General features: G+C 62.1%; 9 protein-coding genes. 5 read left to right on the forward strand and 4 right to left on the reverse strand.

Annotated features, from left to right (window positions below):
- Positions 1-180: 180 nt before the first annotated feature.
- Positions 181-519: a YnfA family protein gene (locus tag SB659_RS18890; RefSeq protein WP_410551500.1), complete on the reverse strand. Its 339-nt coding sequence runs from the start codon at positions 517-519 to the stop codon at positions 181-183.
- 228 nt (positions 520-747) lie between these two features.
- On the opposite strand from SB659_RS18890, the gene rpsF reads away from it, so the two are divergent.
- The 5 genes from rpsF (at position 748) to SB659_RS18915 (ending at position 3,531) form a co-directional block, all read left to right on the forward strand.
- Positions 748-1,053, forward strand: a complete 306-nt coding sequence (rpsF, locus tag SB659_RS18895) for a 30S ribosomal protein S6 (RefSeq protein ID WP_028267876.1) — start codon at positions 748-750, stop codon at positions 1,051-1,053.
- A gap of 55 nt (positions 1,054-1,108) precedes the next feature.
- Complete coding sequence (locus tag SB659_RS18900; protein WP_284976979.1) at positions 1,109-1,687, forward strand: single-stranded DNA-binding protein; 579 nt, start codon at positions 1,109-1,111, stop codon at positions 1,685-1,687.
- A gap of 126 nt (positions 1,688-1,813) precedes the next feature.
- The gene (gene rpsR / locus SB659_RS18905; RefSeq protein WP_003800144.1) at positions 1,814-2,053 is read left to right on the forward strand and encodes a 30S ribosomal protein S18; all 240 of its coding nucleotides are present in this window, start codon (positions 1,814-1,816) and stop codon (positions 2,051-2,053) included.
- 17 nt (positions 2,054-2,070) lie between these two features.
- Positions 2,071-2,523, forward strand: coding sequence for a 50S ribosomal protein L9 (gene rplI / locus SB659_RS18910; RefSeq protein ID WP_284976980.1), 453 nt, complete (start codon positions 2,071-2,073; stop codon positions 2,521-2,523).
- 156 nt (positions 2,524-2,679) lie between these two features.
- The gene (locus SB659_RS18915) at positions 2,680-3,531 is read left to right on the forward strand and encodes a PhzF family phenazine biosynthesis protein (protein ID WP_410551501.1); all 852 of its coding nucleotides are present in this window, start codon (positions 2,680-2,682) and stop codon (positions 3,529-3,531) included.
- Between the two features lie 23 nt (positions 3,532-3,554).
- On the opposite strand, the gene SB659_RS18920 is transcribed toward SB659_RS18915, so the two are convergent.
- From SB659_RS18920 to SB659_RS18930, 3 genes are read right to left on the reverse strand one after another with little or no spacing between them, the layout of a single operon-like run.
- Positions 3,555-5,117, reverse strand: a complete 1,563-nt coding sequence (locus SB659_RS18920; RefSeq protein WP_410551502.1) for a DUF6297 family protein — start codon at positions 5,115-5,117, stop codon at positions 3,555-3,557.
- Positions 5,104-5,781, reverse strand: a complete 678-nt coding sequence (locus SB659_RS18925; RefSeq protein WP_410551503.1) for an ATP-binding cassette domain-containing protein — start codon at positions 5,779-5,781, stop codon at positions 5,104-5,106. Before SB659_RS18925 ends, SB659_RS18920 begins: the two co-directional genes overlap by 14 nt.
- Before the next feature lie 43 nt (positions 5,782-5,824).
- Positions 5,825-6,037, reverse strand: a complete 213-nt coding sequence (locus SB659_RS18930; RefSeq protein WP_410551504.1) for a hypothetical protein — start codon at positions 6,035-6,037, stop codon at positions 5,825-5,827.
- Positions 6,038-6,228 lie beyond the last annotated feature (191 nt).

The following is a 6,228-nucleotide window of genomic DNA, read 5'->3' on the forward strand; positions in this document are numbered from 1 at the left end:
TCCCGACTCACCGGGGAAGTGTCACCTGAGAACGATGTCCCGACTCACGTGTGAACTATGTCGTGAAACTACACACCCCTCCGCGCACAGTGTGAAACCCCCGGAAGATCCACAATTTTCCGGGGGTTTCGTCGTGTTCGGACAACGTACCGGTGTGAGGATTAGCCGCAGGTGTGAGGATTAACTGCCAGCGCGGGGTGCGAACATGATCACGGCCACTCCAGCCATGCAGACCAGGGCGCCAATGACGTCCCAGCGGTCCGGCCGAAAACCATCCACCAGCATTCCCCACACGAGAGACCCGGCGATGAACACTCCGCCGTAGGCTGCGAGAACGCGGCCAAAGTGGGCCTCGGGCTGGAAGGCAGCGAATAACCCGTAGATTCCCAGCGCAAGCACGCCCAGGCCAGCCCACCACCAGGCCTTGCCCTCCCTGATGGCCTGCCAGATGAGCCACGCCCCGCCAATTTCCGCCGCCGCAGCAAGGATGAAGAGGGTGATGGACTTCAAGACGGTCATGGTCCAAGTATCACGGGTGGCCCGAACGGTTATCCACATAGACAACTTGTCCGCTTCCACGGCCCAATCCTGCCGAATAGCTTTGAGTGCAGGAGATGCACTAAGATGTTGAAGTCTGTGTTACGCCCTCTGCCGGTCTTTCGGTGGTGGCGTGTGCGCAGCATCGCAAATGAACCTCCTGTTACGGAAATGCCGTAACCGCTTAGCCCAAAGGAGGTGGGTTCACATATGCGTCCTTACGAATTGATGGTAATCATCGACCCCGAGGTCGAAGAGCGTACCGTAGAGCCGTCGCTTCAGAAGTTCCTGAATGTCATCACCACCGATGGTGGAACCATCGAAAAGGTTGACATCTGGGGCCGCCGTCGCCTCGCCTACGACATCAAGAAGAAGTCCGAAGGTATCTACGCCGTGGTGAACTTCACCGCCAAGCCTGAAACCGCCAAGGAACTTGACCGCCAGCTGAGTCTCAACGAGACCATCATGCGCACCAAGATCACCCGCCCCGAAGAGCAGAAGGTTGTAGCTGAGTAATTTCAGCTCCCGGCTTTCAATCTTTACCCCGCAGGAACGAACAAGGAGGCAGTAGATGGCAGGCGAAACCACTATTACGGTCATCGGTAATCTCACCAATGACCCCGAACTGCGGTTCACACCGTCAGGTTCGGCGGTAGCGAACTTCACCATTGCGTCTACTCCCCGGACCTTCGATCGTCAGTCCAATGAGTGGAAGGACGGGGAAACCCTGTTCCTCCGCGCATCGGTGTGGCGTGAGGCAGCTGAGAACGTGGCCGAGTCCCTCACAAAGGGCATGCGCGTCATTGTTTCCGGCCGTTTGAAGAGCCGTTCCTACGAAACAAAAGAAGGCGAAAAGCGCACAGTTATCGAGCTGGAGGTCGACGAAATCGGCCCCAGCCTGCGTTACGCAAACGCCAAGGTCAACCGTACCCAGCGCTCCGGCGGGGGTCAGGGTGGCTTCGGTGGCGGTAACGCCGGTAATTCCGGTGGCTTTGGAGGCGGCGCTCCTGGTGGAAACCAGGGTGGCGGCAACTCCGGAGGAACCTGGGGCGGCAACCAGCCCGCACAGCAGGAAGACCCTTGGGCTACGCCCGGTGTCAGCAATGCAGGCGGCTGGGGCAACGGCCCGGATTCCGAACCTCCCTTCTAAACACCAAGAAATCGTCCGACGCCGGATGCCGCCAGTTTGCCGAAAGGCACCCGGGCGGGGAAGGCCGTCGAACACCACCATCCCGTGGATCAATATCCACGGGCTCCATAGAATAGGAGCTCCACGATGGCTAAGGCTGAACTCCGTAAGCCCAAACCAAAGTCCAACCCCTTGAAGGCCGCTGACATCACTGTCATCGACTACAAGGACGTAGCATTGCTGCGCAAGTTCATCTCCGATCGCGGAAAGATCCGCGCTCGTCGCGTCACTGGCGTTACCGTTCAGGAACAGCGCAAGATCGCCCAGGCAATCAAGAACGCCCGCGAAGTTGCACTGCTGCCTTACTCCGGCGCTGGCCGCGGCTAAGGGAAAGGGTAACTAACATGGCAAAGCTCATTCTGACCCACGAAGTAACCGGTCTCGGTGCTGCTGGCGACGTCGTCGAGGTCAAGGACGGTTACGCACGTAACTTCCTGGTGCCCCGCGGCTTCGCTCTGACTTGGAGCAAGGGTGGCGAGAAGCAGGTCGAGTCCATCACGGCAGCCCGTGCTGCTCGTGCGCACGCTTCGGTTGAAGCTGCACAGGCTCAGGCTTCCGCGCTGTCCTCCAAGAAGGTCAAGCTCGAGGTGAAGGCCGGCGAGTCCGGTCGTCTCTTCGGCACGGTCAAGCCGGCTGACGTCGCTGCTGCTGTTGAGGCCGCTGGCCTCGGCGCAATCGACAAGCGCAATGTTGAACTGCCGAACCACATCAAGTCTGTCGGTTCGTACCAGGCCAACGTTCGCCTGCACGAGGACGTCTCCGCTGTGATCGACCTTGAGGTCGTAGCAGGGAAGTAGTCCCAGACTGCAAAGAAGGACCCCCGCCGCCGGATTCCGGAGGTGGGGGTCCTTTGCTTTCGTCACCTGCAACCGCGCCGGTTTCAAGCGCGCCTGGTCCAACAGCACTGGGTCCATCCGTGCCTGGTCCAACCATGCCGATGGTAGCCTGCAGCAGTGAGCCCAGAATCCACACGTATCCGTCCGTTCCACCAAGTCGATGTCTTCTCAGAGGTGCCATACCTCGGGAACCCGCTGGCCGTCGTCGTCGACGCCGAGGGGCTGAGCAGTGCAACGATGCAGCACTTTGCCAACTGGACCAACCTTTCGGAAACGACGTTCCTGCTGCCGCCCACAGACCCTACCGCGGATTACAAGGTGCGGATCTTCACTGGCAGCGAGGAGTTCCCGTTCGCAGGCCACCCCACACTGGGTTCGGCGCACACCTGGCTCCGTGCAGGCGGTACGCCCAAGGCCGACGGGGTGGTGGTCCAGGAATGCGCCGCCGGTTTGGTGCGGATCAAGCACGACGCCGGGCGGCTGGCGTTTGCGGCGCCCCCACTGACACGTTTTGAGGCAGTAAGCGACGCGCTGCGGGACAGGTTGGCTGCAAGTCTGCGGATTCCTGCAAAATCCATGCTCGACGCTGCCTGGTTAGTCAACGGACCCGAGTGGATCGGAGTACTCCTGGGTTCAGCCGAAGAAGTGCTCGCCATCGACCCGGACCTTGCGGAGATGGGTGAGCTCAAAGTAGGCGTGATCGGACCGCATCGGGCTGGAACCGGCGTCGATTTTGAGGTCCGGACGTTCATCCCCGGGGATGCCATGACGGAGGACCCGGTGACCGGCAGCTTCAATGCCGGGGCGGCACAGTGGTTGACCGGCAGTGGCCGTGCGCCCCAAGAGTACGTCGCGGCGCAGGGCACGGTGCTGGGCCGGGCAGGCCGGATTCACGTCCAGGCCGTGGATGGGGTGGTGTGGGTCGGCGGAGCGTCGAGCACGTGCATCGAGGGCACCGTCATGCTCTGATGCAGTACTGCTCTGGGAACGGACTAAACCCCGCCCTGGCTACGGCGCGGACGTGAGAGAACAACCACCAGGAAGATACCCGCGCTGAACACCGCCTGGACCGCCATGACCGGCAACAGGACACGTCCCAAGTACAGGGAGAAGACCACGGGAATCATCGCCAGGATGGTCACATCCAGTCCCCGCATAACTGATGTGAGCTGAGCCCGGGGAACCGGTCCGAAAGGCGTTTCAATCGGTGGTAACGACCAGTCCGCCCCTGGTCTCGTGGCCGCGCGGAGCGTCCCGGCGCCCATCCCGACACCTGCCAAGGCTCCCACGGGGACGAGGGCAGGATCAGCGGCGCCGAGCAACACCAATAGTGCGCTGAGAACCGTCATCCAAAGAGCCATGGCAGCTGCAGGCATCAGTATCCTACTGGTCCGGACCACTGCCCCGTTCAACGGCAGCAGAGCATCAAGTTCCGGTACCAGTGCGGCACGTCGGGCAATGCTGCCCATCCCTGCGGGGGTGGCGCAACCGGCAATGACGATGATTGCCAGCTGTACGAATTCCGGCAGCCCCCCTTCCACCAGCAGCGAAGCCACGCACGCTCCGAGCCAAACGAAGGGCGGAAGCAGGGGTGGGTGCAAACGCAGGAAGGCCACTATGTCGGCACGGATCAAGGCCGCGGCAGGCCCGCGGACAGGCTTGCCATAGAAAGCAGCCGCCCGACCGCCGTCGTTCTTGGACGGCAGTTTCCCACTGCCCAGCGCGCGCAACGCCTCATTGGAGTCCATTGCGAACAGCGACGCACTGGCCTGGCTGGCCAGCGCTCCTCCCCGAGTCAGCTCTTCGGCGCTCACCAGCCCGGCTCTGGGTGCGACGAGTATCAAGAGCCCGACGGCGGCCACGCACAGCGCCGCTACGGGTAGGGGCCCGGGCGCAAGGGCAGGCACAACAGCACTCAGGAGCAGTACCAGTGCGGCAACGAATCGTCCGAGCCGTCCTCGGAGGATGCCGAGCTGTTGCGTCGCTGCCAATAGCACTGCAATCATGCCGGCCGCACCAAACGCAACCGATGCGAGGAGGTGCTCCCCGGGGCTGCGGCCGAGGGTAGTCATCACGCTGAACAAGAGGTAAGCCAGTGCTGAGCCCACGGCGGTAAGGGCTACTTTGCGGAGGAATCGGGGACCAACCATCGGACGCCGGTCGAGGGGGAGCGGAAGCCACCACGTGCTTTCGGGCCCGGTAACGGTTATCGGTCCCAGCTTGCGGGACAGGTTGCTCATGGCAGCGAGGACCGCCAAGCCGAGGAGGCTCCAGAGAGCAGGCTGTGGCAGCACGAACCAGTGGTTCCGAACGATGCTCGACACCGCGGTCCGCAGGGCAATCTCGTTCCGCATGGCGAAGACGAAGGAACCGGCCATGGCCAGTGCGACGCCGAGTCCGAGCACGTTGTTGTAGACGTCGATGAAGCGGTCGCCCCAAGAGATCTGCCGACGTTCATACCGACGGGCTGAACGATGCGTGAAGCGGACGATTTCTGCGGAAAGTACGCGGCTGGACTCCTGTTTCCCGGAGGCGGGGGCCTTAAGAGCCGGCAATGATGGACGCTCCCTTGTCCGGCTTGAATTCCTGCACTTCCTCGTCGATCACCAAACACCTGGACGCGGTGGCGAGCAACAACTGGGGATCATGGGTTATTAAGACAACCGCACCGCCAGCCCGCGCGTGGTGGGCAATGCGGCCGCCAATGGCCACGCGCATTTGGGGATCAAGGCGCTGTTCGGGTTCGTCAAGGATAAGGAGCGACGACGGACGAATCAGCCCGGCGGCCAGAAGCAACCGGCGGCGTTGGCCGGAAGAGAGGGCATCTGGGACTGCGTGCGCGCGTCCCGCGAGCCCGAAGAACGCCAGTTCCTCCTCAACCCGCGCTTCGGGTTGGTCCAACGAGTGACCGCGGGCGATCAGGAGCAGGTGTTCGCGCACGGTCAAGGACGGGAAGAAGAGGTCCTCGTCGAAGACTGCTGCGACCTCGCGACGAAACGGCACGGCGTCGGGGTCTATGAGGAGTCCGTGGACCTTGACGTGCCCGGACAAGGGAGCCTGCCGGCCAGCGATGGTGCGCGCCACAGTGGACTTGCCGGCACCATTGATCCCGACAACTCCCAAGACCTCGCCGGCCCTCACTGATACGGACACTTCACCGCACACCGGCGACCCGGCGTAGCCCACAACCAGTCTGTCGGCCTCAAGAACTGTAGCCATGGGTCAACAGTAGCTGTCGCGGGTTAGGGGAGGTGTCGCTCAATTAGAGGAGGGATCGCTCCTCCATGTCTTCCATCGCCCAGGCGAGAATCTTCATGTCGAAGGGATCGCGGTCCTCGAGGCCGAAAAGGTAGGCGTCAAAGTCGAGGGGCTCTGCGCTTCCTCCGTTTGCCCAATACCAAGCCCATAAGTCGTCAGAGGATATGTCGTGCTTTTGCACCAGCGTTCTTGCAGCCTTCAGTGGGTCTGATTCCATGGACTTTCCCCGCCGCTGGGGGCGCCCGAAGCGTCCGCCAGCTCATTGTCCTTGAGGTCCCCACTTCTGAAGACGCAATTTCATGCTTTCATGTCCGGAGCCCATGCGGAACCCCCCGCGTTGACTCATGGAAAAGGTCCGCGGAGCCGGGTACGTTGCCTCATCGGAAAAGGTCCGGTTGGGGTTGGTTG

The sequence above is a fragment of the Arthrobacter sp. SIMBA_036 genome, assembly GCF_046535135.1.
Lineage (GTDB): Bacteria > Actinomycetota > Actinomycetes > Actinomycetales > Micrococcaceae > Arthrobacter.